Below are 23,741 nucleotides of genomic sequence, written 5' to 3' on the forward strand. Positions count from 1 at the left end.
GGGCGGCGACCGCCCGACGCAAGAGTGCTTGTCCCAACCAAAGTTCGTTTAGAACGGGCTGTCCGGGAAATAGAAGTTCTCGGCATTTTCCTGGGTAACAACGGTCGCACCCAGGATATAGCGACCTTCAACCGGCGCATTGGAGGTGAACTTCATAACCGTCACATCCATCGCAGTTGCGATCATTGCCGGCGGATACAGAACGTCAATCGGGGTCAGTTCATCGCCATCCATCACGCGTTTGATGATGTCTTTCATGCCAGCACCGCCAACGATGAACATCTCATCGGTACGATCAGCCTGTTTGACGGCCTCGATCACGCCAAGCGCGATGTCGTCATCCTGCGCCCAGACCGCATTGATTTCCGGGAAGCGCGACAGGAAGTCCTGCATCACTTCATAGCCGTCATCACGGTTCCAGTTGGCATGTTTCATATCAAGGATTTCGATGTTCGAGCCGTCAAGCGCTTCGACAAACGCGTCCACACGCTCGGTATCGATCGTGGTCGGAATGCCGCGCAGAACAACGATCTTGCCTTCGTCATTCAGGCGTTCACGGATGTACTCGCCCGAAACACGGCCAAGTTCCGGGTTGTTGCCCGCAACATAGACGTCTTCAATCCCCGGAAGCGAAAGACCACGGTCAACCACGGTAACAAACTTGCCCGCCTGTTTGACCTGCTGGACCGGAACGGTCAGCGGATCAGATTCAAACGGCAGAACGACCAGAGCGTCGATATTCTGAACCGACACCAGATCTTCAAGGTCGTTTGCCTGTTCGGTTGCACCATTCGCGCTGACCACAATGACATCGATATTGGGATAGGTTGCCTCAATACGCTTTTCGGCCTGTTCGGCATGCCAGTTCAGGCCACCTGCCCAACCATGGGTCGCTGCCGGGATCGAAACCCCGATCTTGATCTTTTCCTGTGCGATTGCACCGGTCGATGCCAAACCAAGGCCCAGAACACAGGCGGCCCCCAGATATTTTGTAAACGTTTTCATCAACGTTTCCTCCTGATCAAAAAAATGATGCGTTTTCACATTCTTCCCGGACGTTGATCGCCGGTTATTTGCTCTTTTTGCGTCGCCAGTCCCCGCTCTGCAGGAATACCGCAACGATGATGATCAGACCCTGAACTGCTCCGTTCAGATAGTTACTGATCGCATCCGTCAAATTCAGAATATTGCCAATCGTGGTCAGCATGATCGCGCCGATCACCGTGCCCCAGATCCGGCCATAGCCACCCTTAAGCATCGTGCCACCAATGATCACGGCAGCAATCGCTTCAAGTTCCCAAAGCACCCCGGTCGAGCTTGAGGCCGACCCAAGACGCGGCACATAAATGATGGTCGCAACCGATACGCACAGCCCCTGAATGACATAGGTCAGGGTCTTCACACGGTCGACATGGATTGCCGAATACCGCGCAACCTGCTCGTTTGAGCCAATCGCAAAGCATTTCCGCCCGAACGGCGTCATGTTCAGCAAAACATAGCCCGCAACCGCCACGGCAAAGAACACAAGCACCGGCACAGGAATGCCCAGAATGTCGCCGTAATAGACCGGGCGATAAACACCGCGCACATCAAAATCAAGCGACAGCGTCCCGCCATCAGCCATATAGGTCACAAGCGACCGGTAAATCCCCATGGTGCCAAGTGTGACGATAAACGCTTCGATCTTGCCCTTGGTACTGACCAGGCCATTGACGGCACCGGCCGCAATCCCCAGCAAGACTGACAACACCACACCGATCAAAACCGTCTCGATCCCGGCCCCCAGCGTTGCGACAAGCGTGTTCATCACAACAATCATCGCACCCGAAATAAACGCCGCCATGGAGCCCACCGAAAGGTCAATGCCGCCCGCGGTGATCACAAAGGTCGCACCCACCGCGATGATGCCGATAAAGGCCGCACGGGTGAAAATATTCGAAAGGTTGCCGCCGCTCAGGAACGCGTCATTAATAACCGTGCCCAGAACAAACAGGCCAACGAGGGCCAAAAACGGACCCAAGGCTTTGAAATCGATATTGAAACCACTCGAAGTCGAAGCTTCAGAGCGCTCAAGGCTACTCATGAACAGACACTCCCTGCTTGCCTGAAATTCCTGTCGCGTGCCGCATGATTTCATGCTCGTTGCGGTCGTTTCCTTCGAGAATGCCGGTGATACGCCCCGCCGCCATGACCGCGATGCGATCAGACAGGCCAAGCATTTCCGGCATTTCAGACGACAGGAGAATGACGGATTTACCGCGTTTGGTAAGATCGCCGATGAAATGATAAATCTGGCTTTTGGTGCCGATATCGATGCCGCGCGTCGGCTCGTCGATGATCACGACTTCCGGGTCGGTTTCCATGACCTTCGCCAACAACAGCTTTTGCTGATTGCCGCCGGAAAAATCACCGACCTTGGCTTTCGGATCGGCCGCGCGAATATCAAAGGCCTCGATCGCGTTTGCCAGTGCGGCTTCTTCGGCCTTGCGATTGAGGATCACGGTCCCGAATTTTTCAAGTGCCAGCAAAGTCAGGTTGGGCCGCATATCCATATTCAGCAACAACCCGCTGCCCTTGCGATCCTTGGTCAGATAGGCAATGCCACATTTTTTGGCATCTTGCAGGCTGTGGATCGAAACCGGCTCGCCATTGCGTTCGATCTCGCCAGATGATCTGTCGCGCAGGCCAATGATCGCCTCCATCAAGGCTGTCCGCCCGGCCCCGACAATCCCGGCAAAGCCCAGAACTTCGCCGCGACGCAGATCAAAGCTGGCGTCACGCACCTGGCCGTCAACGGATAGATTGCGGACAGACATGGCCACATCATGGGCCTCAACCGGTGCGCGGTCGGGGAACATCTGTTTGATATCGCGGCCCACCATCAGGCGCGCCATGTCGTCTTTTTCAACTTCGGCCACCGGTTCGGTCGTGATCAGGCGGCCATCGCGCAAAACCGTCACCCGGTCGGCAATCGCCTTGATCTCGTCCAGCTTGTGGGAAATGTAAAGGATCGCGACACCCTGTTCGCGCAGGCGCCGGATCTGATCAAACAGGATATCAACTTCGCGCCCGGTCAAGACCGCGGTCGGTTCATCAAGGATCAGAATATCGGCATTTTTCGAAAGCGCCTTGGCAATTTCGACCATCTGACGGTCCGAAACCGCAAGATCCTTGATGCGCGTGCGCGGATCGACATCGCATTGCAATTGATCCAGAAGCTTTTTTGCTTCTGCGCGCATCGCCGCCTTGTCAAGGAACCAGCCCCGCTTGATCTCGCGGCCAAGGAAAATGTTTTCTTCGACGGTCAGTTGCTCGGCCAGGTTCAGTTCCTGATGGATCAGGATGACACCATGATTTTCGGCAACTTCACTGTCTTCAAACGTGACTTCAGCCTGATCAAGACTAAGCGCGCCGCTGGTCGGCTGATGATAGCCAGACAGGATTTTCACTAAGGTCGATTTGCCCGCACCATTTTCGCCCAAAAGCGCATGCACTTCCCCCGCATGCAGATCGATGGAAACATCGAAAAGCACCTGTGCCGGGCCAAATGACTTGCAAATCTCCCGACCGGACAGCCGCACGCGCGCCTGCTGATCGGGATTAACGGCGTGAACAGCCGCATCCGTCATGAATATATCCTCCCTAGCGTCGCATTTCTTGCGATCAACTGCTTATTAAGGCTTGTGTAAACGTTTTCATTTTCGATGTAAACCTTTACATTTTGCTCGGAGTGATCAAAATCACCTGCCGATCCGGGCGTCGAATGCCGCTGGACAGCCTGCAACCGGCGGAGTAGGAAGAAGAATGACTGAAAAAATCGCGACGATTGAAGATGTTGCCCGCCAGGCAGGGGTGTCTATTGCCACTGTCAGCCGGGCCTTGCACAAACCCAATGTGGTTTCCGAAACCACACGCGAAAGAGTGCAAACAGCCATCGCCGCGACCGGTTACACCGCCAATGTCATGGCCCGGAACCTGCGTCTGAACCGTTCGGGGATGATTCTTTTGCTGGTGCCCGATATCGGAAACCCTTTCTTTTCGGCGATTCTGTCCGGCATTGAAAAGGGTGCCAGCCAGGCAGGCTACAATGTCCTGATTGGCGATACGCAAAACGATCCCGAACGCGAAGCAACCTATGCCGCCTATCTGCGCAGCAATCAGGCCGATGCGATGATCCTGCTCAATGGCAGGCTTCCGGCACCACTTGCCAAGGCCCCGGCAAACGCCACACCACCCGTGGTGATTGCCTGCGAACGCATTCCGGGATGTGCGCTGCCAACCGTCATCATTGATAATGACGAGGCATCCTTTGTTGCGACCAACCATCTGATTGATCTCGGCCATACCCGCATCGCCCATGTCAGTGGCCCGACGGGCAACATCCTGACCACGGATCGCGTGACCGGATATCGCCGCGCCCTGAAATCAGCCGGCATCACCCACGAACCAGGCCTGATTTATCGCGGCGATTTTTCCATCGATTCCGGCATTGCCGCCGGTCGTGCGCTTCTGGCCGATCCAAAGACCCGACCAACGGCGGTGTGTTGCGCCAGTGACGGCATGGCGATCGGGGTGATTGTCGCGGCCAAGGAATACGGGCTTCGCATCCCGCATGATCTATCGGTTGTCGGCTTTGACGATATTCCGCATGCCGCGGCCTATGACCCGCCGATCACAACCGTCCGCCAACCCCGCCGCCGTCTGGGCGAACAGGCGATTGCTTTGCTTCTGGATCGTCTGGGATCAAAAACGCCGCCGTCGCACGGCGAAACCGGGCCGGTAATCATCCCGACCGAACTGATCGTCCGTCAAAGCACCGGCCCCTGCCCCGGTTAGCGGCCCCTCTTAGGCATCTGCAATCTCAGGCACCTCTAATCTCAGGCACTGGCAATCTTCTGCCACTCGCCCATGACGGAACGCGCGTTTCCTTCATGATCCTCGCCGGATTTGGCAATTTCAGAGGCAAAGATTTCAAACCGGATACCATTGGGATCGCGCATAAATAACCGGCGCGACTTGCCGTCATCTTCGCTGTGATACACCACCTTGTGCTGGAACAGATGGTTCTGCCAGGCGATCACATCGCGCGGCGCGGCACAGCGCAACCCGATATGAAACACATCATCGGGCATGTTTGGATCATCGGGATAAGGCCCGGTATCGGCCGGCCAGTCAAAGAAGGACAGGCGCGTGCCATCGGGCAGCGCATAGGTAATCAGCAAATAATCGGATTTCCACGACGGGCTATAGCCACTTTCCGCGTGGACCAGTGTTGCGCCCACCACTTTGGAATAAAAATGGTCGGTCGCCTCAAGATCGCGGGTCGGAAATGCAAGATGGTCGACACTTACAGGTGCAGGTGACATGGGGCCTCCTCCGTCTGAATGTATCCGTGTTACGGGCGCGACACCATGATGGTAATCATGAATGCGCCCCATGATCAACAGATGGGGCAATGGCCCTTCGAAATCAATGCGATTGCCCCTTGATCAAACCGTCATGAAACCACAACATGCACAGAGGCGCGAAATCGCCTAATAAAGGCGACATTGCAGTATTGACCGCCCCTGCCCCCGCTGCTATTGGGACGCAGCAAAACGCATTTGGCAAACCCGAAGGATGGAGGCATCTGATGAATGAATACAGTTTATCTGTCTCCGTCTATTGGATGACGCACCGTCAGGCTGACCACTAGAAAAGCCGGTTGCCCCCACCAATTTGGTGATTTTGCCCAAACCCGGAACCTGACAGCGTGATCGCGCGTTCCGAGTTCACCCGCATTCCCCGTGACATAGTTGTAGAGAGCCGTCCATGCCCGCAACGCCCTATTATCTGATCGACAAGTCCAAGCTTAAAAGCAACATGGAAAAGATCGCCTATGTGCGCGAACATTCCGGTGCCAAGGCGTTGCTTGCGCTGAAATGCTTTGCGACCTGGTCGGTGTTTGACTTCATGTCCGAATACATGGACGGCACCACGTCTTCGTCGCTCTATGAAGTCAAGCTCGGCCGTCAAAAATTCGGCAAGGAAACCCACGCCTATAGCGTCGCCTATTCCGATGACGAGATCGGCGAAGTCATTGAAAATGCCGACAAGATCATCTTCAATTCCATCAGCCAGCTCACCCGCTTTGCCGATCAGGCATCTGGCATCGTGCGTGGTCTGCGCCTGAACCCGCAGGTCTCGACCTCAAGCTTTGATCTCGCCGATCCGGCCCGCCCGTTCTCGCGTCTGGGCGAATGGGATGTCGCCAAGGTCGAAGCGGTGATGGACCGGATTTCTGGCTTCATGATCCACAATAACTGCGAAAACGCCGACTTTGATCTGTTTGATCAGATGCTGGGCAATATCGAGGAAAAGTTTGGCTCACTTCTGGCGCGCGTTGAATGGGTCAGCCTCGGCGGCGGCATCCATTTCACTGGTGAAAACTACCCGCTCGATAAATTCTGCGCGCGGCTCAAGGCGTTTTCCGAGAAATTCGGCGTGCAGGTTTATCTTGAACCCGGCGAAGCATCGATCACCAAAAGCACCACCCTTGAGGTCACGGTGCTGGATACCCTGTTTAACGGCAAGAACCTTGCCATCGTTGATAGCTCGATCGAAGCCCACATGCTTGATCTTCTGATCTATCGCGAAAATGCCAAGGTCCTGCCGAACACGGGTGATCACCCCTACATGATCTGTGGCAAATCGTGCCTTGCGGGTGACGTGTTTGGCGAATTTGATTTCGAAAACGAGATCAAGGTCGGCGACCGTATCTCCATCCAGGATGCGGCCGGTTACACCATGGTCAAAAAGAACTGGTTTAACGGGGTCGGCATGCCGTCCATCGTGATCCGGGAACTCGACGGAACAGAGCGCGTTGTGCGTGAGTTCACCTTTGACGACTACGTTTCGAGCCTTTCGTAAAAACACGAAAGCGCAGTTTTCATAGCGAACCGGGGAAGTGTTTCCCCACCTCTCAAAACAGGGGAGTTTTTGGCCCGACATGAAAAAGAATGTTCTGATTATCGGCGCAGGTGGCGTCGCCCAGGTCGTTGCACATAAATGCGCGCAGCATAATGACGTGCTTGGCGATATTCATATCGCATCGCGTACGGCATCAAAGTGCCAGTCCATCATCGACAGCATCCACGAAAAGAAAAACCTTAAAGAGCAAGGCGTTCTTGAAGGTCACGCGCTCGATGCAACCGATGTCGATGCAACCGCGGCCCTGATCGAAAAAACCGGCTGCCAGATCGTCATTAATGTCGGCTCTGCCTTTATCAACATGCCGGTCATGTCGGCCTGCATCAAAACCGGTGTCGCCTATCTCGATACCGCCATCCATGAAGAGCAGGACAAAATCTGCGAAACCCCGCCATGGTATGCCAACTATGAATGGAAGCGCCGCGAAGAATGCGAAGCCGCTGGCACGACCGCAATCCTTGGTGTCGGCTTCGATCCGGGTGTAGTGAACGCCTATGCCAAACTGGCTGTCGAAGATTACTTCGATAAAATTGACTCGATCGACATCATCGACATCAATGCCGGCAGCCACGGCAAATACTTTGCCACCAACTTCGACCCGGAAATCAACTTCCGCGAATTCACCGGCACGGTCTATTCCTGGCAGGACAGCAAATGGCAGGCCAACAAGATGTTCGAAGTCAAAAAGATCTGGGACATGCCGGTTGTCGGCGAAAGCCAGACCTTCATGACCGGCCATGACGAAGTCCATTCCCTGTCCCAGAACCTTGACGTGCCCAACGTCCGCTTCTGGATGGGCTTTGGCGATCACTACGTCAATGTCTTCACGGTCCTGAAAAACATCGGCCTGCTGTCCGAAAAACCGGTCACCACGGCCGAGGGCCTCGAAGTCGTGCCGCTCAAGGTCGTCAAGGCCTGCCTGCCGGACCCAAGCTCCTTGGCACCGGACTATACCGGCAAGACCTGCATCGGTGATCTGGTCAAGGGTACGAAAGACGGCAAGGAAACCGAAGTCCTGATCTATAACGTGGCGGACCACAAGGACGCCTACAACGAAGTCGGAAGCCAGGGCATTTCCTATACCGCAGGCGTGCCGCCCGTCGCGGCTGCAATGCTGATCGCAACCGGCGAGTGGGACGTGAAAAAGATGGCAAACGTCGAAGAACTGCCATCCAAACCGTTCCTCAACCTGCTCAACGGCATGGGTCTTCCGACCCGCATCAAGGACGCCAACGGCGACCGCGCACTCGACTTCTCCTAAGCGCACCTCACAAAATACAAACGAAATGGCGGGCACACATTGCCCGCCATTTTGCGTTTTTGATAAGGTCGTCATTCCCGCGCAGGCGGGAATCCCGCGCCATTCGAACCGCGATAGATTCCAGATCTCAGGCGCGTCGCCAACTGACGATCACACCACACATCACCAGAACGGCTCCAAACCCGGCCACGGCGGCAAAGCCGAACCCGGCATATATCGGTCCCATGATCATCGGCCCGGCAAACACGGCCGAATAGGTCACCGCACTATTAAGCCCCATCACCGCCCCGCGCGCATCAGACGCCTGACGGTTCAGCGACACCACCATCGCATTCAGACCAAGCTGATTAAGCATCCCCCAAATGGCGGTTCCGGCCATGGCGCTGGTCTGGCTTTGCAGGGTCAATCCCCAGGTGGCATAGCTTGTCGCAATCGCCAGCAACACCAGACACAAATACCCGCGGGTAATTTTGGGCGATATCACCCCCAAAACAAATCCCATGACGCCAAACCCCACGCCATAGGCCATGACAAACATACCGCTGCCCTGTGCTGACAGGTCAAAGGCCGTGCGCACACCGACCCCGAAAAACGCAAAACAGCCGTAAAACGCCGTCATATAAACCAGCATCACTGCCAGCAATTGCCACACACCCGGCAGCCGAAATGCGCGTAAGGGCGATGTCCGCTTGCTCATCCCGCCGCGCACATCCGACAGCAACATCACCAGAATACCGGCCACCAGGACCGACAACCCGGCCATCAGGAAATAAACCATCCGCCAGCCAAGATGCTCAGTAATGAACGCCGCGGCGGGGACTGCCACCACCAATGATAACGCCCACCCGGTCAGAACCACACCAAGCCGTGCTGCCTCGCGCCCCTTGGGGGCTGTGGCGGTGACCGTGGCATAGGATCCCGGCAACAACACACCAACCGCCACCCCGGCCAGCGCCTGCGACAGGCACAGCCACATCCAATGCTGGCTGAGCGCGCTTGAAACCTGCGCCACCGCCAATAAAAGGGCCGCACCGCCCAAAACACGCCCGACCGACATCCGGTCAATCATCCCAGCCAGGGTCAGCGCCGATAGGGCCGTCGCCGCCCCGAACGCCGAAATCGCCCAGGCCACGTGATAGGGCTGCGTCGAAAGCCCGCCTGCAACTTCGGACAGGATCGGGCTTAAAACAAACGAATTCGACCCGACAAGCAACACCGCGCCAAGCAGGGCCAGAACCTTTACTTGCCGTATGGCATTCGGATTAATCTCGGCATTTTGGTCTGTCATCATGCCATGAGATAGGGTTTTCCCTGTTTTAGGCAAGGAAATTCAATACTTAGCAGATAAAAACGAGGTCCGTTCGCTAACGGAACCATCCCCAACCAGATTGCCGATGTTCGCATCACACACCGCCTTGGATAAAGTAACGGCGCGAGTCACCGTCCAACAAGCCAAAACACACAGCCCACGCCCGGCAACACAAAGGTTTGCGCCGCAAAATACGGCGCGCACTGAATTCTATACCTTTGGTTGATGAATTTACGCAGAAGGCTTGGCGTGCATGAATTACACGCGATTTTTCCCCACCCTTGCGGGTAGCCTGACCCCGCTGCCGCGTTGCAAAATAAATCGTTCAAAATCAACTGTTTGACAACCGAAAGCGGTTTCGGATAGCGTTTCCCTGTTCCGAAAGCGGTTTCGGAGCATCAAACACCGTCAAAAAGGCGGTGAAAAGCAGTAGAGCCTGTTGCATTAAATTTGCTTCGCTTTGTTTGTTTTTGGTGTGTCGTTTGGCAAGGCACAGCGTGCAGAGCGATGCGGCGCATCGGTCAAACGGTGTAACGCCGCGAAACGCCGCCAAAAACAAACCCTGTGGGCCGGGACATTCTTCCGCCCCGCAGCGTCAAGGTCCTTTTACCGTAGCCCCGCTACGCACAGCGGACCTTTCTTTGCCGGACAGAAGGATGTCCTCGGCAAAGTGAGGCAAATTTGATGCAACAGGCTCTAACGAAGACACTCAGGGAGGTTCCGTGCCGCGCGTTCGGAAGCAAAACGAAACCATGTCGATTGCCCGGCTGGCCAAACATCTTGGTTTGTCCGAGGGAACCGTTTCGCGCGCGCTTAACAATTATCCCGATATCGCTGAAAAGACCGTCGCCCGTGTGCGCAAGGCCGCCGATGAGCTGGGCTATCGCCCCTCGACCACCGCACGGCGTCTTGCCCGTGGTGTTGTTGAAACCATCGGCTTTGTCCTGCCTGCGCGTGACGGTCATCAGATTGATCCGTTTCTGGCCGAAATTCTCGACGGGCTTGCCACCGAACTGGCCCTGTCTGACTGGGACTTGCTGGTCTCGGCCGTCCCTGATGGTCATGACGAGGTCGAAGTCATGGACCGCCTGATCCAATCAGGCAAGGTCGGCGGCTTTGTGGTTGCCCGCACCAAACGCCATGATCCGCGCATCGATTTCCTGCGCACATCCCATATCCCGTTTGTGGCCCAAGGCCGCACCGAAAACTGTGACGATTACGCATGGCTTGATATCGACAATGAAAAGGCCTTTGTCGATGCGGTGAATTACCTTGTCGGCCTTGGCCATCGCAAAATCGCCTATCTCGGCGGCGATCCCGAACTTAATTACGCCTGGCAACGCCGCGCGGGATATCTTGCCGCGACCAAGGCCAATGGCTGCGATATCGCGCCGGGCTACATGCATGACGGCATCACCAACGAACTGGCTGCCCGCGAGGCCGTTTTGGAAATTCTCAAACTGCCCGATCATCCGACCGCCATTTTGTGCGTCACCGATGCCGTTGCCATCGGCGCGATCCATGCGCTGGCCCATGCCGGTATCGACGTCGGATCGGAAATGTCCGTGATTGGTTTTGATGGCCTGCCGATGGGCGAGGCCATTCATCCCGGCCTGACCACCATGAGCCAGGCCAGCTATCAGATCGGCCGTGAAGTCGGGCGGATCGTTGTTGCGCAGGCGAACAAGGCAAATTCGCCTGCATCCGTATTTTCCCAAATCCTGTGGGAAGCATCGCTGACCGTCCGTGGGTCAGCCAACCCGCCAGCATTGAAGCTGGCCGCAAATGCCAAGGGAGGCATCTCATGAAAACAAGGTCTATACCAACGGCTCGGATTCCTGATCGGTTTGATGGAGGCAAACTCGTCCAGGCGGCGAGGCGCGTCGCGCCGGTCATATCGGGGATATGGGCAAGCGACGGAACGCAGCCGATGGGCGAGTTTGCCCCACCCAAAGGGCTGTCTTGTCGCGCCCTCTGGACATCGTTGTGTCACGCTTTTGGTCATAAAGACCACGGCGCGAAACACGCCTCGCCAGCAGACGCGACAAGACAGTCCAACCGGTCAGGAATCCGAGCCGTTGGTATTGCACGTGCTTTAACGCTTGCTGCCGCTGGTCTGCTGGTTTCCACCAGCATCGCCAGTGCGCAACTGCGGTTCTGGACCACCGAAGAACAACCCGAACGCCTGGCCAAGCAAGAAGAAATGGCCAAGGAGTTCGAAGCCAAAACCGGCACCTCTGTCGAAGTCATTCCGGTCACTGAAACCGAACTTGGCACGCGTGCCACCGCGGCCTACGCCGCCGGTGACTTGCCAGACGTCATTTATCTGACCCTGCAATATGTCCTGCCCTGGTCCGAGGCCGGCATCCTCGATACCGAGGCCAATAACGAAGTCGTCAACCAGCTGGGCAAGGATACCTTCGCACCGGCCGCACTCAGCATGGCTGATTTCGATGGCGAAGTTGCCGCAGTGCCATCAGATGGCTGGACCCAGATGGTGCTTTATCGCAAGGACCTGTTTGACGAAGCCGGCCTGGAGGCCCCCAACACCTACGCCAATATCGTCAAGGCCATCGAAGCCCTGCACAATCCGCCTGAAATGTATGGCTTCGTCGCTGCGACCAAGATCGACGAAAACTTCATGAGCCAGGTGCTCGAACATGTCTTCCTGGCAAACGGCGCGACCCCGGTGGCCGCCGATGGCTCGGTCGGCTTTGACAAGGCAAAGCTCGTCGAGGCGCTTGAGTTTTATAAAAAACTCGCCGACGCATCGCCCCCCGGTGATCTGTACTGGAAACAGTCGCGCGAGGTTTACTTCGCAGGCAAAGCAGCGATGATCATCTGGTCGCCCTTCATCCTTGATGAACTGGCAGGCCTGCGCGACAGTGCGCCGCCCACCATCAATAACGACCCGACCTCGGGCGAGCTTGCCTCTAAAACCGGTGTTGTCACCCGCCTGATGGGCCCGTCCAATCCGAATGGCGCGGCCTGGGGTGACATCCGCTATTTCGGTATCACCAATGATGCCGATACCGACCCGGCAGAGGAATTTGTCAAATTCTCGCTCGGTGAAGGTTACACCAGCACCCTTTCCATCGCACCCGAAGGCAAATTCCCGGTCCGTCATGGCACCGCCGACAATCCGGATGAATTTGTTAAGGCATGGTCGACCCTGCCGGTTGGTGTGGACCGCAAAAAGCCGCTGTCAGAGCTCTATGACCCGGCCGTCATCACCGATATCGTATCCGGTCTTGAAACCGCAAACCGTTGGGGTGTTGCCGAAGGCCAGTTGGCCAAGGCATCGCGCATCATCAACAGTCAGGTCATCAATCGCCGTGTGCGCGAATTCATCGATGGCGAACGTGATGCCGATGCAACTGCTGATCTGATCAACGAAGAAGTCAGCAACATCGAATAAACGATCTTGATCCGGGGCGCAGATTATCACCGCGCCCCGGATTTCCGATTTTCACAACGGATTTCAAGACGATGGCCCCTTCCAACTCAACCGCTCAACCCCCGGCAACCAGCCAGCCGCGCAAAGGCAAACTGGGCCCGATGGCCCGGCGCGAAGCACGGCTTGCCCTTTGGATGCTGGCCCCGACATTTCTGATTGTCATGGGCATTGTCCTGTTTCCGTTGCTGGCCAATTTCTGGATTTCGGTCAAGCCGGTCACACTATCGGATTTGCGCCCGCCAACCCCGGTGGTGTCCGAACGGGTCCGGGGCGATTTTGACATCGCCGGACAGGAATTTGAAATCCAGTATCGCCTTCGCAATTCATCGCGCGACGGCGATATCACCGACGTCGTCCTGACCGATACATTGCCCGCGGGCATTACGGTCACTGATCCGGGGGATGTCTGTACGGTCACGGGGTCTGAGGTCCGCTGTGCGCTTGATGGTCTTCCGGCTGGTGAACGCACCCGGCTTAAAATGACCGCTGTGGCTGATGAAACGTTTGCCGCCAACCCCGTCTCGCCGCGTGACAGCGAACCAACCGTCACCGGCACGGCTGAAAACATTCTGACCAACAGTGAATTCACCCTTGATAACTTCGCGCGGATATTTGATTCCCACGAATTCTGGTCGGTGCTGTGGGTGACGATCACCTACACCGTCTTTGGCACTTTGGGCGCACTGGTTCTGGGCCTGTTTGCCGCACAAATGCTCAACAAACCATTTGCCGGGCGGTCGATCATTCGCGGGCTTTTCCTGTTTCCCTATGTCGCCCCCGTGATCGCAGTCGCCTTTACCTGGGTGATCCTGCTTGATCCGTTCAATGGCACCTTCAATGCCATCTTGCAGCGCATGAACCTTGCCGACGAAGGCGTAAACTTCTTTGGTCAACGCGACATTCCCATTGATGTTTTTGGGCTCACCATCGATTTCCCGCTGGCCTTGGCAACGGTGATTGCCTTTGAGGCATGGCGCTATTTCCCGCTGTCCTTCCTGTTCATTCTGGCCCGCATGCAGTCGATTTCATCAGATATGTACGAGGCCGCCGAGGTCGATGGCGCCACGCCGCTCCAACAGTTCTGGCACATTTCCCTGCCGCAACTTCTGGGCATTCTGTCGACCCTGTTCCTGCTGCGCTTCATTTGGACGTTCAACAAGTTTGACGACATCTTCCTTCTGACCGGCGGGGCGGCGGGCACGCGCACACTGACAGTCGATGTCTATGAACAGGGCTTTGCCCTGTCCAACCTCGGGGCCGGGGCGGCAGTGGCAGTTGCCATCTTTATCCTGCTTCTGGTGTTTGCCGTGTTCTATTTCAAATTCGTCCATCGGGAGGATTCGTAATGCGTATCGGTACGGGTCTTCTTCTGGGTCTGCTGACCGGATTGCTTTGGGGCACGATTGCGGTTGCCCTCACCGGCATTTCACTGACCCTGATCACCGGCCTTCCGGCCACACCGATCATCTCGGCAGGTGCGCTTGGCGGGGCAGTCAATGCCGCCATCATCATGCTGCGCGCGCCCGCAGATCGCACACCGGGGCTTTATCTTGTCGCCTTTGCTGGCGTTATCATAACCATGATGCTGGTGTCCTTTGGCGCACCGTTCAGTCTGGCCTTCTCTGAAAGTTCGCTTATTCAGGCCTTCGGCGTCGGGTTGATTGCGCTTGCCGTGACCTTTGCCAACCGCGCAGTGCTGATCGACATTCAGTCGGGCATGCTCAAACGCTACAAAATTGATCTGGTGATTGTCCGAACGCTTAAGGGCTTTGGCTTTGTGTTCTTTAGCGTGATCGTCATCCTGCCATTTTATGTGATGGTGATGACCAGCCTGAAAAACCAGCAGGATCTGTTCCTGAACCCGCTGGATCTGTCGATTGATCTGACACAGGGCGCTGCCAGCCTGTTTGACAGCTATGTCGAACTGTTTACCAAGTTCAATTTTGGCCGCTTCCTGCTGATTTCGACCATCGTGTCGGTCTGCACCGTTTTGATCACGCTGGCCTTCTCGATCCCCGGCGCCTATGCGGTGGCGCGTTTGAAGTTCCCCGGACAAACGGTACTTTCAAGTTCGATCCTGCTGATCTATCTCGTGCCAATGATCGTTCTGGTCATCCCGCTTTATGCCGTGTTCAGCCAGCTTGGCCTGCGCAATACGGTGGTTGGCCTTCTGATCGTCTATCCGGCCACCACGGTCCCCGTGGCGCTTTACATGCTGCAGGGTTATTTCCGCGGCCTTCCGGCCGAACTGGAAGAAGCCGGTCTGATGGATGGTTTGTCGCGCATTGGCGTCATCTGGAAAATCACCCTGCCACTCGCCTTGCCGGCCCTGGCATCGGTGTCGCTTTATGTCTTCATGATCGCCTGGAACGAATTCCTGTTTGCCTTCATGTTCCTCGATGATCCCGACATCTTCACCCTGTCGCGCGGGGTGGTATCGCTCAATTCATCCGAAGTTCCGCGTCAACATCTGATGGCCGGTGCGGTGATCGCAACGGTTCCGATCCTGGTCATTTTCCTGTGGTTTGAACGTTTCCTTGTGCAGGGCCTCACCGCCGGGAGTGTCAAAGGATGAGCCAGATGAGTCAGATGAGCCAGATGCGCCTATCCCTCGATCAGCTTACGGGTACTAACAGACGTGCGGCCGACATCCTTCTTGGCAATGATCGCGGCGGCTATACCGTGCCAAGTGCCAAGCTCTATCCTTTCCAGTGGAACTGGGATAGTGCGCTGGTCGCGCTTGGCTTTTCGGTGTTTGATTCTGATCGCGCTTGGCAGGAAGTCGAAAGCCTGCTTTCCGCGCAATGGGACAACGGCATGGTGCCGCACATCATTTTCTGGAAGGAGGAAAAAAGCTACTTCCCCGGACCGGAACAGTGGGGCACGACCGATATTGCCAAAACCCCGCCAACATCGGGCATCACCCAGCCACCGGTTGCGGCAACCGTGATCGAACGGCTTCTGGCCGAAGACATTGATGCCCATCGCGACCGCGCAGCAAAACTTCTGCCCAAACTTGATCGCTGGCATCAATGGTTTCTCGATGCCCGTGACCCGGATGGGCGCGGTGTGGTTGCCATTATGCATCCATGGGAAAGTGGCCGCGATAATTTGCCCGACTGGGATCGCCCGCTTTCGTTCATCGATACCACCGGTGTTGGCACCTATCACCGCCGCGATACCGATATCGTCAATAAGGACGAACGTCCGAAAAACGACGACTACGATCACTACATGGCGCTGGTCCGGTTTGGTCGTGATTGCAATTGGAACACCGACCACATCGCGCGTAACTGCCCGTTCTGGGTCGCCGAACCGGGCATGAACGCCATCCTGCGCCGGGCCGAGCGCGACCTGATCAATATGGCAACGCTTCTGGGCCAGGACGATATCGCCGCCCGCGCCACCGCCCGCCTCGCCCGTCTTGATGCCGGGTTTGAACAGCTTTGGTCTGAAACGGTTGGCGGCTATGTCACGCTTGATCTCAGGCGCGATGAACACGCCACCGGCCTGACATCGGGAAGCTGGCTTGCGATGTTTGCCGGGCCTGTCGAACCGGCGCGCGCAACCAAGATGGCGGCAACCCTGACCTACTGGCTGTCGCAGGTCAAACACGGGGTTCCAAGTTTTGATCCCAATCATGAACTGTTTGATTCCATTCGCTATTGGCGCGGTCCGGTCTGGGCGATGATCAACTGGATGATCGCCACCGGATTGATCGAACATGGCGAAACCGATCTTGCCGATCGCATCCGGCGTGACACGCAGGCGCTTATCGACCAATCCGATTTTCGTGAATATTTCTGCCCGGTGACCGGCCGTGGTGGCGGGGGAACGGATTTTTCGTGGACGGCATCGATGTCGCTTTATTGGGCGGCCCGTCCCGAAACTTTGCCCATCACCCCACACCTTTCCCAAACCGGCACCGCAGATCAGGAGAACACATAAAATGGGCCAGATCGAACTTAAAGGCATCCGCAAATCATTTGGCGGGATTGATGTCATCAAGGGCATCGATCTTCAGATCAATGAAGGTGAGTTGGTGATTTTTGTCGGCCCGTCCGGCTGTGGTAAATCAACGCTCTTGCGCCTGATTTCAGGCCTTGTTGAGGCATCCGATGGCCAGATCCTGATTGATGGCGATGACGTCACCGGCAAACCACCGGCCGAACGTGAACTCTCGATGGTGTTTCAATCCTATGCCCTTTATCCGCATAAATCGGTACGCGAAAATATGGGCTTTGCCCTGACCGTTGCCGGCATGCCAAAGGCCGAAATCACCCAAAAGGTCGATGAAGCCGCCGCAACGCTCAAACTCGAAGACTATCTGGATCGCAAACCCAAGGCACTGTCAGGCGGCCAACGCCAGCGTGTGGCGATTGGCCGGGCGATTGTCCGCGAACCGCGCGCCTTCCTGTTTGACGAACCGCTCTCCAACCTTGATGCGGCATTGCGTGTGGAAATGCGCCTTGAAATCGCCCGCCTGCATCAGAAACTCGGTGCCACCATGGTCTATGTCACCCATGACCAGGTCGAGGCCATGACGCTTGCCGACAAGATCGTCGTTCTGCAGGCCGGCCAGATCGAACAGATCGGCACCCCGCTTGATCTCTATCGCCATCCGGGCAACCTGTTTGTCGCCCAGTTCATCGGCTCACCAAAAATGAATGTGGTCGACTGCACCGGCACGGGCACGGCACTGACATTTGGCAACGGCAACACATCCGATATTGCCCGCAATGCCGAAGGCGCCACCAAGATGGGCATTCGCCCCGAACATATGGCGCTTTGTGACGCCAATGACACTAGTGATGCCTCCAAGGCCATCCTGACCGGCCAGATCGATGTCATGGAACATCTCGGCTCCGACAGCTTCGCCTATGTCAATGTGCCCGATGTCGGCCTGTTTACCGTCCGCATTGTCGGTCATTCCGACGCCAAGGAAGGCGACATGGTCGGCCTGCATTTCGCATCCGGCGATGTCCATCTGTTCGACGCATCGGAAAAAACCATCCCGGCATGACCAAACCCGCATGCCGGATTTTCGATTTGGGCGTCATTTTAATCCTCATACAATTAAAATGACGTCCAATATCGGGCTTTGCGCCCGATGTCTGACTTTTCACCAATATTGAATAATGGGCCTGGTTATTCATTTTAATCGAATACCCAAAAACCTTCTTTTTGCGCTATTTCAGCGACCCCAAAACCGCCAGACTTTCATAGCGTTTGATATAGGGTTCATGAAAAACCCGATCGACAAAGGCGCTGTATTCTTCCATGTCGCTGACCTGAATGCGCAGCACAAAATCATGCGCGCCTGTCACATGATGACACTGCACAACTTCAGGCATTCTGCCGAATTCCTCACGCATCAGCATATACCGGTCCGGGCGGTCGCGCTCCATGGTCAGAAGCACGATCACCATCATCTTCTTGCCAAATACCTTGGGCGACACGATCGCAACGTCGCGCTCAATCACCCCGGTTTCACGCAGGCGCTGCACCCGGCGCAAACAGGCCGCCGATGAAAGACCAACTTTCGCGGACAGCTCATTACCTGTTAAGCGACTGTTTTCCTGCAACAATTCCAGCAGGCGATAGTCAAATTTATCGAGTTCCGCCAAGGTCCAATATCCCAAACGACGCTGTAACAACCTTCGGATAAACATGACCGAAGCAGCCAGCGAAAGAAAATCGTTTTTACAGATTCTTTGCGAAAATCTCGCACGGATTTGCGAACTTTGCGCGCCGTTTCACATAATCCAGACGTAAATTGTTTGTGGGTCCGAAGGAAACTTTGTCCCCTTATTAGCAAACAAACTAGCGAGCCAGCATCATGCCAGCACAGTTTACAAATGGATCCCTCGTCGCCACCACCAATGTCGCGCCGGTATCAGGCGTAACCATCTGGCGCTGGCTCGTCCTTTTCCCGCGCAAATGGGCACAAGCCTACAAGGTCGCCCGTGATGCGGAAATGCTCCGCAATGCCCCGCGCGAAGTGCTTGAAGACATCGGCATTGCCCGCAAAGACGTCGCGTTCGTCTGCGAACATGGTCACCTGCCGAGATAACGACCTCCCTCATTAACGGTCATCAGGCGCCCCACCTGACGGACCGGCTTTAAAAGCCTGTCGGTGTCCCATGCACTGGCGGGCTTTTTGTTTTGATCACTTACTCCGCTACGGCCCGCGCCATCCGCCTTAAATCCCTTGGCAGACTGCCTGTATTGCCCTGCGACCGGCCGGGAGATCGCCATCACATCGCTACCAGATCACGCATTCCGGGCGTTTACCGCTTGGTTACCTGCCCCCACGCGATGATCAGGCATAACAAGCCAAAAGAGAGATGAGGCGGTCATGCAATATCAGCTTAAGATCAATGGAGAATCCCGTACCGTTGATGTCGAACCGGGCACCCCGCTGCTTTGGGTTCTGCGCGACGAACTGGAACTTACCGGCACCAAATTTGGTTGCGGCGTTGCCTATTGTGGTGCCTGCACCGTGCATGTCGACGGTTACCCGACCCGTTCCTGCCAGACCTTTGTCGAGGATGCGGTCGATAGCGAAATCACCACCATCGAAGGTGCGACCGACAAGGTCGCCAAGGCGGTTCAGGCCGCCTGGCAGGAAAAAGATGTCGTGCAGTGCGGCTGGTGTCAGTCCGGTCAGATCATGTCGGCCATCGGCCTTTTGACCGAAAACCCCAATCCGACCGATGAGGAAATCAAGGATTACATGTACGGCAATGCCTGCCGCTGTGTGACCTATGTCCGCATCAACGAAGCCATCAAGCTCGCATCTGAAAAGCTGGAGGCCTAAGCCATGAACATCAGTGTATCCCGTCGCGGCTTCCTTAAGGGATCGGCCGCAGGCGCCACAGCCCTTTTCGTCGGTGTGAATGCCAAGGGTGTTCTGGCTGCCGGAAGCTCGGCTGCGGCAAATACCGACCTGAACCCATTTGTCAAAATTGATGCCGACGGTGTTGTCACCGTCATCATCAAACATTTCGAAATGGGTCAGGGCACGACCACCGGCCTGACCACCCTGGTCGCCGAAGAAATCGATGCCAACTGGGACAGCGTCAAAACCGATTTCGCACCGGCCGATGATGTCCGCTACAAGAACCTGTTCTTTGGCGCGCAGGGGACCGGTGGTTCGACCTCGATTGCCAATTCATTCATGCAGTACCGCGAAGCTGGTGCTGCCGCGCGCGATCTGCTTGTCCGTGCTGCGGCCCAAAGCTGGGGTGTAGATGCATCAACCATCTCTGTTGAGAACGGCGTCATTTCATCGGGGGGCAATTCCGGGCACTTTGGCGAATTCGTTGCGATCGCAGCAACCCTTGACGCCGTTGAAAAGCCGACGATCAAGACCCCGGATCAGTTCAAACTGATTGGCAACGAAAAGCTCCATCGCAAGGACAATCACGGCAAGACCACCGGGACCGCGATCTTTGCCATGGATGTCAATCTGCCCGGCATGATCTATGCCGCGATCATGCACAGCCCGAAATTCGGTGGCACTGTTGTATCCTTCGATGACAGTGCGGCAAAGGATGTCGGTGGTTTCATCGCCGCACAGGTCCTGCCAAACAAGGCCGGTGTGGTTGCCTTTGGCAAAAACACCTGGTCGGCATTCCAGGCGCGTGATGCGCTTTCGGTTGAATGGGACTTCAGCGTTGCTGAAACCCGCAGCACCGATGCCCTGATCGCAGCCCATCAGGCCCTGCTTGATGAAAAACCGGAATTCGAAATCGGTCACGAAATCACGACCGAGAATGTTGCACCCTTGATCGAAGGTGCGTCAAAAACCATCGAGGCTGACTTCACCTTCCCGTATCTGGCGCATGCGTCAATGGAATCGCTGAACTGCACGATTGAGCCAACCGATTTTGGCGTGCGTGTCCATGACGGTTGTCAGTTCCCGACCATCACCCGCCCGACGGTTGCAGCGATCCTTGGGCTTAAGCCCGAACAGGTCGAAATCAAGACGTTATATGCCGGTGGTTCGTTTGGCCGTCGCGCCAACCCGACCGCGGATTACAATGCCGAGGCTGCCATGGCCTTTGCCGTTTCGGGCAAGAAAGTCCCGGTCAAACTGGTCTGGAGCCGCGAAGACGACATGAAGGGCGGTTATTACCGCGCTATGTCGGCACACCGGGCAAAGATTGGCCTTGATGCGGATGGCAAGATCGTCGGATGGGACCATCGCCTTGCGATCAAGTCGATCATGAAAGGCACAAGCTTTGAGGGAATGATGGTCCGTGACGGGGTTGATGCGACCTCTGTCGAAGGCGTTTCCGAAAGCCTTTATGCCATCCCGAACCAGGCCATCGGCCTGACGGACTTCCATAACCCGGTGCCGGTTCTTTGGTGGCGTTCGGTGGGACATACCCACACCGCCTATGCCATGGAAACCCTGATGGATATGGTCGCAGCCGAAAGCGGTCAGGACCCGATCGAACTGCGCCTGTCGATGCTGGACGCAGCACAGCCAAACCAGGCCCGCATGATTGAAGCCATCAAGCACGTGCGTGAAATTTCCGGATGGAAAGAAGGCGACAAGCGCGGCTTTGCCTGCCACTTCTCGTTCAATACCTGCGTCGCGGTTGTGGCGGATGTCTCGGTCGATGACACCAGCGTGCATATCAACAAGCTGTTCATGGCGGTTGAATGCGGTGTGGCTGTAAACCCCGATGTCATTCGCGCACAGATGGAAGGCGGGGCCGGCTACGGCCTGACAGCGATCTTGCGCAATCAGATCACCCTGACCGACGGTGAAGTCGATCAGTACAACTTCCCGGATTACGAATTGCTTCGTAATCCCGAAATGCCCGAAGTCGAGGTCGCCATCGTTCCATCGAACGGTGCACCGACCGGCGTTGGCGAGCCGGGTCTGCCCCCAACCGGGCCGGCCGTTGCCAATGCGATCTTTGCGCAAACCGGCACGCGGATCCTGGATCTTCCCATGACCAAGGCTGGTTTCGACTTCGTGTAAGAGATAACTGCTCGGGGAATCATTTTCCCCCATCCCCCACCCCGTGGTTTCCCGGGCAGTTACCCTTTTGCTGAAAGGGCGAGGAATATGACCAATCAACTTTCTGCAATGCTTGGCATCTGGCAGGAAAACCGTGACAGCACTGAATGGGTGCTGGGAACGGTTTATCGCACCGAGGGATCTGCTTATCGCAAGGCCGGTGCCATGATGCTGATCAACGGTCACGGGCAACAGTTCGGACTACTCAGCGGTGGCTGCCTTGAGGCCGACATTATCCGCAATGCACGCAGGGCGATGGTGACCGGCAAGCCTGTCACGTTGACCTATGACGGCACTGACGAAGATGATCTGTCATTCAAACTTGGCGTGGGATGCGGCGGCACGGTCTATATCATGCTCCAGCCACTTTCTGCCTGGAATGATCTGGGCCTTGGCGATCTGTATGAAGCCCTGCAAAAACGTCAAAGCGGCGTCTATTTCCAGAAAATCGATGCAGTCGAAGGCTATTTCGAGGCTGGCGTGATTTATGGGCAACGCCCGGCCCATATTGAAAACCGTGAAGACGGCAATTGGCTGGTGACACCGATCCAGCCTGAACCCCATGTTCTTGTGGTGGGCGGTGGCCTTGATGCCCGCCCGGTGATTGGCATTGCCCATCAGATGGGCTGGCAAACAACGCTGGTCGATCCGCGCCCGGCAAATGCCCGGGCGGAGCATTTCCCGACAGCAGGCAAAATTCTGCGCAAGATTGATGGTGATTTGGCAACCTATGTGACCGATCACAAAGTCGATGCAGTTATTCTGATGGCTCATAGTGTTAGCATTGATGCCGCGGCCCTTACGGTGCTTTGTGATGCACCGATCAAACATCTGTCCGCCCTTGGTCCACGCCATCGGTTTCGCGATGTTCTGAACGAAGCTGGCATTTCGAGGAACGATCTGGCATTTGATGTTTCAAGTCCGGCCGGTCTCGATATCGGCGGACAACTTCCTGAAAGCATTGCTCTTTCGATGTTGTCAGGCATTCATGCCGCCCTGTTCAAGCAATCAGCGGCGCCGGCCCTGGCACAAGCCGCCGAGTAATGCGACCTTGATGATGACGCCACGCACAGACATCCCGAGACCGAAACTGGCCACGCTTCTTCTGGCGGCCGGGCAAAGTGCGCGCTTTGGCGGGCGTAAGCAGCTTGCCGATATCAAGGGCAAACCCATGATCGAACATGCGCTTGATGCCCTGTCAGGGATGCCAACATCTGACACCTTTGTGGTTCTTGGTGCCTATGGCGATGAAATCGCGCCACGTCTCAATAACGGCGTGATCCTCATCACCAATGACAAGTGGGCCACGGGGATGGGAAGCTCGATTGCGTGCGGCATGACGAAAATCGCGACCAACGGCGGATATGATGGCGTTTTGATTGCCCTGTGTGATCAGGTCAATCTGACCGGCGATGATTACACCCGATTGATCACGGCCTTTGACGGCAAACAGATTGTCGCAACCCGGCACAGCGATGGAATGGGTGTGCCCGCAATTTTTCCAAAATCTGTCTTTGATGATTTGCAAAGCCTTGCCGGGCCGATTGGCGCGCGCAAAATCATCGACAGACATGCCGATAACGTGATGGCCGTATCACTTGTAAATGCCGCACTTGATATCGATACCCAAGATGATCTGAAGCAAGTGACAGACTAACTTATATGCCAAACCGGGTAGCGGCTTGTTTCCTGCTGACCCGTCGGCTGA

At 56.1% G+C, this 23,741-nt stretch carries 20 protein-coding genes; 14 read left to right on the top strand and 6 right to left on the bottom strand.

Annotated features, from left to right (window positions below):
- Positions 1-48 precede the first annotated feature (48 nt).
- From TH4_RS10280 to TH4_RS10290, 3 genes are all read right to left on the bottom strand, one after another.
- Positions 49-1,005 carry an ABC transporter substrate-binding protein gene (locus TH4_RS10280; protein ID WP_040823275.1) on the bottom strand — a complete coding sequence of 319 codons (957 nt, stop codon included), beginning with the start codon at positions 1,003-1,005 and terminating at the stop codon, positions 49-51.
- A 64-nt stretch (positions 1,006-1,069) separates the two neighbouring features.
- Positions 1,070-2,083, bottom strand: a complete 1,014-nt coding sequence (locus tag TH4_RS10285; protein WP_064781052.1) for an ABC transporter permease — start codon at positions 2,081-2,083, stop codon at positions 1,070-1,072.
- Positions 2,076-3,629 carry a sugar ABC transporter ATP-binding protein gene (locus TH4_RS10290; protein WP_064781053.1) on the bottom strand — a complete coding sequence of 518 codons (1,554 nt, stop codon included), beginning with the start codon at positions 3,627-3,629 and terminating at the stop codon, positions 2,076-2,078. Before TH4_RS10290 ends, TH4_RS10285 begins: the two co-directional genes overlap by 8 nt.
- A 175-nt stretch (positions 3,630-3,804) precedes the next feature.
- On the opposite strand from TH4_RS10290, the gene TH4_RS10295 reads away from it, so the two are divergent.
- Complete coding sequence (locus TH4_RS10295) at positions 3,805-4,836, top strand: LacI family DNA-binding transcriptional regulator (RefSeq protein ID WP_083997058.1); 1,032 nt, start codon at positions 3,805-3,807, stop codon at positions 4,834-4,836.
- 41 nt (positions 4,837-4,877) lie between these two features.
- Here the strand turns inward: TH4_RS10295 and TH4_RS10300 are convergent, their stop codons facing one another.
- Positions 4,878-5,366 carry a VOC family protein gene (locus tag TH4_RS10300; protein WP_008890016.1) on the bottom strand — a complete coding sequence of 163 codons (489 nt, stop codon included), beginning with the start codon at positions 5,364-5,366 and terminating at the stop codon, positions 4,878-4,880.
- Between the two features lie 445 nt (positions 5,367-5,811).
- Here TH4_RS10300 and nspC point away from each other — a divergent pair, with 445 nt between their 5' ends.
- Together nspC and TH4_RS10310 are read left to right on the top strand one after the other, a co-directional pair.
- On the top strand, positions 5,812-6,909 hold the full coding sequence (gene nspC / locus TH4_RS10305; RefSeq protein ID WP_064781054.1) for a carboxynorspermidine decarboxylase: 1,098 nt from the start codon (positions 5,812-5,814) through the stop codon (positions 6,907-6,909).
- Between the two features lie 79 nt (positions 6,910-6,988).
- Entirely contained in the window at positions 6,989-8,230 is a 1,242-nt protein-coding gene (locus TH4_RS10310; RefSeq protein ID WP_064781055.1) for a saccharopine dehydrogenase family protein, read from the top strand.
- Between the two features lie 127 nt (positions 8,231-8,357).
- Here the strand turns inward: TH4_RS10310 and TH4_RS10315 are convergent, their stop codons facing one another.
- Positions 8,358-9,518 carry an MFS transporter gene (locus TH4_RS10315; protein WP_245227829.1) on the bottom strand — a complete coding sequence of 387 codons (1,161 nt, stop codon included), beginning with the start codon at positions 9,516-9,518 and terminating at the stop codon, positions 8,358-8,360.
- Positions 9,519-10,261: 743 nt separating this feature from the next.
- Here TH4_RS10315 and TH4_RS10320 point away from each other — a divergent pair.
- The 6 genes from TH4_RS10320 (at position 10,262) to TH4_RS10345 (ending at position 18,019) form a co-directional block, all read left to right on the top strand.
- Positions 10,262-11,347: a substrate-binding domain-containing protein gene (locus TH4_RS10320; protein WP_157097738.1), complete on the top strand. Its 1,086-nt coding sequence runs from the start codon at positions 10,262-10,264 to the stop codon at positions 11,345-11,347.
- Between the two features lie 122 nt (positions 11,348-11,469).
- Complete coding sequence (locus tag TH4_RS10325; protein ID WP_245227830.1) at positions 11,470-12,957, top strand: ABC transporter substrate-binding protein; 1,488 nt, start codon at positions 11,470-11,472, stop codon at positions 12,955-12,957.
- 71 nt (positions 12,958-13,028) lie between these two features.
- The gene (locus TH4_RS10330; RefSeq protein WP_083997059.1) at positions 13,029-14,342 is read left to right on the top strand and encodes a sugar ABC transporter permease; all 1,314 of its coding nucleotides are present in this window, start codon (positions 13,029-13,031) and stop codon (positions 14,340-14,342) included.
- Positions 14,342-15,571 carry a carbohydrate ABC transporter permease gene (locus TH4_RS10335; protein WP_064781058.1) on the top strand — a complete coding sequence of 410 codons (1,230 nt, stop codon included), beginning with the start codon at positions 14,342-14,344 and terminating at the stop codon, positions 15,569-15,571. Before TH4_RS10330 ends, TH4_RS10335 begins: the two co-directional genes overlap by 1 nt.
- A complete protein-coding gene (locus TH4_RS10340; protein WP_245227832.1) occupies positions 15,568-16,944 on the top strand; it encodes an alpha,alpha-trehalase in 1,377 nt (458 codons plus the stop codon). Before TH4_RS10335 ends, TH4_RS10340 begins: the two co-directional genes overlap by 4 nt.
- Before the next feature lies 1 nt (position 16,945).
- Positions 16,946-18,019 (top strand): ABC transporter ATP-binding protein, encoded by a 1,074-nt coding sequence (locus tag TH4_RS10345; RefSeq protein ID WP_064781059.1) that lies wholly within the window; start codon positions 16,946-16,948, stop codon positions 18,017-18,019.
- Positions 18,020-18,185: 166 nt separating this feature from the next.
- Here the strand turns inward: TH4_RS10345 and TH4_RS10350 are convergent, their stop codons facing one another.
- A complete protein-coding gene (locus tag TH4_RS10350) occupies positions 18,186-18,623 on the bottom strand; it encodes an Lrp/AsnC family transcriptional regulator (RefSeq protein WP_062955801.1) in 438 nt (145 codons plus the stop codon).
- A gap of 212 nt (positions 18,624-18,835) precedes the next feature.
- Here TH4_RS10350 and TH4_RS10355 point away from each other — a divergent pair, with 212 nt between their 5' ends.
- From TH4_RS10355 to TH4_RS10380, 5 genes are all read left to right on the top strand, one after another.
- Complete coding sequence (locus tag TH4_RS10355; RefSeq protein WP_064781061.1) at positions 18,836-19,069, top strand: hypothetical protein; 234 nt, start codon at positions 18,836-18,838, stop codon at positions 19,067-19,069.
- A 285-nt stretch (positions 19,070-19,354) separates the two neighbouring features.
- The gene (locus TH4_RS10365; protein WP_008890003.1) at positions 19,355-19,816 is read left to right on the top strand and encodes a (2Fe-2S)-binding protein; all 462 of its coding nucleotides are present in this window, start codon (positions 19,355-19,357) and stop codon (positions 19,814-19,816) included.
- Positions 19,817-19,819: 3 nt separating this feature from the next.
- On the top strand, positions 19,820-21,994 hold the full coding sequence (locus TH4_RS10370) for a xanthine dehydrogenase family protein molybdopterin-binding subunit (RefSeq protein ID WP_064781063.1): 2,175 nt from the start codon (positions 19,820-19,822) through the stop codon (positions 21,992-21,994).
- A gap of 87 nt (positions 21,995-22,081) precedes the next feature.
- A complete protein-coding gene (locus TH4_RS10375; RefSeq protein WP_064781064.1) occupies positions 22,082-23,077 on the top strand; it encodes an XdhC family protein in 996 nt (331 codons plus the stop codon).
- A 10-nt stretch (positions 23,078-23,087) separates the two neighbouring features.
- A complete protein-coding gene (locus TH4_RS10380) occupies positions 23,088-23,690 on the top strand; it encodes a nucleotidyltransferase family protein (protein WP_064781065.1) in 603 nt (200 codons plus the stop codon).
- The last annotated feature ends 51 nt before the right edge of the window (positions 23,691-23,741 follow it).

The sequence above is a fragment of the Thalassospira tepidiphila MCCC 1A03514 genome, assembly GCF_001662875.1.
Classification (GTDB): domain Bacteria; phylum Pseudomonadota; class Alphaproteobacteria; order Rhodospirillales; family Thalassospiraceae; genus Thalassospira; species Thalassospira tepidiphila.

Excerpts from the sequence above, each read along its gene's own strand:
- TH4_RS10295 (WP_083997058.1), top strand. The coding sequence starts at position 3,805 with ATGACTGAAAAAATCGCGACGATTGAAGATGTTGCCCGCCAGGCAGGG.
- TH4_RS10340 (WP_245227832.1), top strand. The coding sequence starts at position 15,568 with ATGAGCCAGATGAGTCAGATGAGCCAGATGCGCCTATCCCTCGATCAG.
- TH4_RS10355 (WP_064781061.1), top strand. The coding sequence starts at position 18,836 with ATGCCAGCACAGTTTACAAATGGATCCCTCGTCGCCACCACCAATGTC.
- TH4_RS10310 (WP_064781055.1), top strand. The coding sequence starts at position 6,989 with ATGAAAAAGAATGTTCTGATTATCGGCGCAGGTGGCGTCGCCCAGGTC.
- TH4_RS10280 (WP_040823275.1), bottom strand. The coding sequence starts at position 1,005 with ATGAAAACGTTTACAAAATATCTGGGGGCCGCCTGTGTTCTGGGCCTT.
- TH4_RS10285 (WP_064781052.1), bottom strand. The coding sequence starts at position 2,083 with ATGAGTAGCCTTGAGCGCTCTGAAGCTTCGACTTCGAGTGGTTTCAAT.
- TH4_RS10300 (WP_008890016.1), bottom strand. The coding sequence starts at position 5,366 with ATGTCACCTGCACCTGTAAGTGTCGACCATCTTGCATTTCCGACCCGC.
- TH4_RS10375 (WP_064781064.1), top strand. The coding sequence starts at position 22,082 with ATGACCAATCAACTTTCTGCAATGCTTGGCATCTGGCAGGAAAACCGT.
- TH4_RS10370 (WP_064781063.1), top strand. The coding sequence starts at position 19,820 with ATGAACATCAGTGTATCCCGTCGCGGCTTCCTTAAGGGATCGGCCGCA.
- nspC (WP_064781054.1), top strand. The coding sequence starts at position 5,812 with ATGCCCGCAACGCCCTATTATCTGATCGACAAGTCCAAGCTTAAAAGC.
- TH4_RS10325 (WP_245227830.1), top strand. The coding sequence starts at position 11,470 with ATGGGCGAGTTTGCCCCACCCAAAGGGCTGTCTTGTCGCGCCCTCTGG.
- TH4_RS10380 (WP_064781065.1), top strand. The coding sequence starts at position 23,088 with ATGATGACGCCACGCACAGACATCCCGAGACCGAAACTGGCCACGCTT.
- TH4_RS10330 (WP_083997059.1), top strand. The coding sequence starts at position 13,029 with ATGGCCCCTTCCAACTCAACCGCTCAACCCCCGGCAACCAGCCAGCCG.
- TH4_RS10335 (WP_064781058.1), top strand. The coding sequence starts at position 14,342 with ATGCGTATCGGTACGGGTCTTCTTCTGGGTCTGCTGACCGGATTGCTT.
- TH4_RS10315 (WP_245227829.1), bottom strand. The coding sequence starts at position 9,518 with ATGACAGACCAAAATGCCGAGATTAATCCGAATGCCATACGGCAAGTA.
- TH4_RS10345 (WP_064781059.1), top strand. The coding sequence starts at position 16,946 with ATGGGCCAGATCGAACTTAAAGGCATCCGCAAATCATTTGGCGGGATT.
- TH4_RS10365 (WP_008890003.1), top strand. The coding sequence starts at position 19,355 with ATGCAATATCAGCTTAAGATCAATGGAGAATCCCGTACCGTTGATGTC.
- TH4_RS10290 (WP_064781053.1), bottom strand. The coding sequence starts at position 3,629 with ATGACGGATGCGGCTGTTCACGCCGTTAATCCCGATCAGCAGGCGCGC.